This is a genomic window from Arthrobacter sp. H5, assembly GCF_000520595.1.
Taxonomy (GTDB): Bacteria; Actinomycetota; Actinomycetes; order Actinomycetales; family Micrococcaceae; genus Arthrobacter_D.
In genome coordinates this window covers 16216-19139 of the sequence record NZ_KI914992.1, presented here as the reverse complement: position 1 = coordinate 19139, position 2924 = coordinate 16216, and the positions used below count along the sequence as shown (strand labels likewise).

Genomic DNA, 2924 nt, shown 5'->3' with positions numbered 1-2924 from the left:
TTGAAAGGTGGCGGCCGCCGTCGTCGTTAGTTTGTGGTTTCGGACTACAGCGTTTCGTAGACCTCACGGAGGAGCTTTGCCGTCTCCGACGGAGTCTCGCCGACCTTCACGCCGGCTGCTTCGAGCGCTTCCTTCTTGGCCTGCGCAGTTCCTGCGGAACCGGAGACAATTGCGCCTGCGTGGCCCATGGTCTTGCCCTCCGGCGCAGTGAAGCCGGCAACATAGCCGACAACCGGCTTGGTGACGTTGGCCTTGATGAACTCCGCGGCCCGCTCTTCGGCGTCGCCGCCGATTTCACCGATCATCACGATGGCCTTGGTTTCGGGATCCGCCTCGAAGGCTTCCAGCGCATCGATGTGCGTGGTGCCGACAATGGGGTCGCCGCCAATGCCGATGGCCGTGGAGAAACCGAGGTCCCGAAGTTCGAACATCATCTGGTAGGTCAGGGTGCCGGACTTGGACACCAGGCCCACGCCGCCCTTGCCCGTGATGTTGGCGGGGGTGATTCCGACCAGCGACTCTCCCGGCGTGATGATGCCCGGGCAGTTGGGGCCAATGATCCGGGTGATCTGCTTGCCGTCGGAGCCGACGCGGGACTGCGCCAGTGCCCAGAACTCAGCCGAGTCCTGCACCGGAACACCCTCGGTGATGATGACAACGAGGCCAACTTCGGCGTCGATGGCCTCAACCACTGCGTCCTTGGTGAAGGCCGGCGGAACAAAAACGATCGAAACGTCGGCACCGGTTTCGGCGACAGCTTCCTTGACCGTGCCGTACACCGGCAGAGTGACATCACCGTGCGTGACGGTGGTGCCGGCCTTACGGGCGTTGACACCGCCAACTACCTGCGTTCCGGCCTGGAGCATCAGCGCGGTGTGCTTTGTGCCTTCGCCACCGGTAATGCCCTGGACAATCACCTTGGAATCTTTATTGAGAAAGATAGACATGTATGTTCCTTAATCCTTTGGGTCTCGACAGGCCCGACCGCCGAGAACAATCTCGACCGCCGAGTACAGGCTCGATCAGCGGGCCGCGTAAGCCAGCTCGGCGGCCTTGTCGGCGCCTTCGTCCATGGTGGTGGCCAGAGTGACCATCGGGTGGTTGGCCTCGGCGAGGATGCGACGGCCTTCTTCAACGTTGTTCCCGTCAAGGCGCACTACCAGGGGCTTGTTCTCCTTGTCGCCAAGGATTTCGAGTGCCTTCACGATGCCGTTGGCCACGGCGTCACACGCGGTGATTCCGCCGAAGACGTTCACAAATACGCTCTTGACCTGGGAGTCGTTGAGGATAACGTCCAGACCCGCGGCCATGACCGCGGCTGATGCTCCACCGCCGATGTCCAGGAAGTTGGCGGGCTTGACATTGCCGTGTGCCTCGCCGGCGTAGGCGACGACGTCGAGCGTGGACATGACCAGGCCGGCGCCGTTGCCGATGATGCCCACTTCGCCGTCGAGCTTGACGTAGTTGAGGTCGTTTTCCTTGGCCTTCGCCTCGAGCGGGTCTGCCTCGTCCTTGTCCTCAAGGGCCGCGTGGCCCTCTTGACGGAAGTAGGCGTTCTCGTCGATCGTGACCTTGCCGTCGAGGGCAACAATGTCGCCGGCGCCGGTCTTGACCAGCGGGTTGACCTCAACCAGCGTGGCGTCCTCTTTTACAAAGACATCCCACAGTTTCAGGATGGTGTTCGCGACACCTTCCCGCAGCTCGGGTGCGAAGCCTGCGGCGTCAATGATCTCGTCCGCTTTGGCGCGGTCAATTCCGACGGCGGGGTCAACGGCAATGCGGGCCAGCGCGTCGGGGCGCTCCACGGCGAGCTGCTCGATGTCCATGCCACCCTCAACCGAGCACATGGCGAGGTAATTGCGGTTGGCCCGATCCAGCAGCACGGAGAAGTAGTATTCCTCGGCGATGTCGGCACCCTGGGCAATCATGACCTTGTGGACTGTGTGGCCCTTTATGTCCATACCGAGGATGTTCGAGGCATACTCGAACGCCTCATCCGGGGTCTTGGCCACCTTGACGCCGCCGGCCTTACCGCGGCCCCCGACCTTTACCTGAGCCTTAACGACAACTACGCCGCCAATTTTCTCAGCTGCTGCTTTTGCTTCTTCGGGGGTGTGCGCCACGATGCCGGCAAGCACGGGTACTCCGTGTGCCTCAAAGAGATCGCGCGCCTGGTATTCAAACAGGTCCACTTAGCTGGTGTCCTTCTACGTCGAAGTAGGTTTACACAGGGAACTTTAGTCCCTTGGCTGAAGCGCCTTCCCCAGAGTACCGGTTTAGTGAGTAAGCACACAGTTCTATGAGTTGTAGAAAAGTAACCCGTTCAGCTACGGTTCCTCGGTTTCCTGCAGGCCGAAAATCTCATACGATTCGTCCCCCACCAGAAAACCCACACCGGTCTGCATCTCAGCGCACACCATTCCTTCGGTGATGGACCCGCACCGGAACCCATTCAGTTCCACGGCCTGCCCCCTATCCACCACCGGCAGCTTCGCCACCGGGCCGTCCCCCGGCTCGGCACCGATGCCAAATTCGGATTCCATCAGGGTCATGCCCACCCGACAACCTCCATAAACAGCTGTCTCGGCCGTGAGCACCATGGTGCCTCCCATGAACCCGAGGTTGGTGCCGTTGCAGTTGTCGGTGATTTCCTTGGGTTCCGGGTAGCGCCCAAACTCGCAGTAGGCGGCGAAGACTTCCAATTCATTGTCGTTACGTTCCCCGCCCGAGAGCAGCTTGTCCACCGGGCTGTCGATAACTCCGCCCTGCTTGGTGGTGATGGTGCAGTACGCGTTGCGGTCATGGCTCAGGAAGGCAACCACATTTTCCTCCGTGCCTGCAAGCAACTCATCGATGGGCACCTCCGGCATCGCGGCCAACTGCTCCATCGGCGTGAGGTCCGGCGTCTCGGCGGTAGGCGCGGG

The 2924-nt window shown here is 61.3% G+C and carries 3 protein-coding genes; all 3 read right to left on the bottom strand.

What is annotated here, in order from left to right:
• Window positions 1-44 precede the first annotated feature (44 nt).
• Window positions 45-947, bottom strand: a complete 903-nt coding sequence (gene sucD, locus Y708_RS0109925; RefSeq protein WP_028279819.1) for a succinate--CoA ligase subunit alpha — start codon at window positions 945-947, stop codon at window positions 45-47.
• Window positions 948-1022: 75 nt separating this feature from the next.
• Window positions 1023-2192, bottom strand: a complete 1170-nt coding sequence (gene sucC, locus Y708_RS0109920; protein WP_028279818.1) for an ADP-forming succinate--CoA ligase subunit beta — start codon at window positions 2190-2192, stop codon at window positions 1023-1025.
• Between the two features lie 135 nt (window positions 2193-2327).
• On the bottom strand, window positions 2328-2924 hold a 597-nt coding region (locus tag Y708_RS24145; protein WP_051478876.1), incomplete at its 5' end, for a hypothetical protein.

Coding starts and splice junctions, on each gene's coding strand:
- sucD (WP_028279819.1), bottom strand. CDS start 947: ATGTCTATCTTTCTCAATAAAGATTCCAAGGTGATTGTCCAGGGCATT.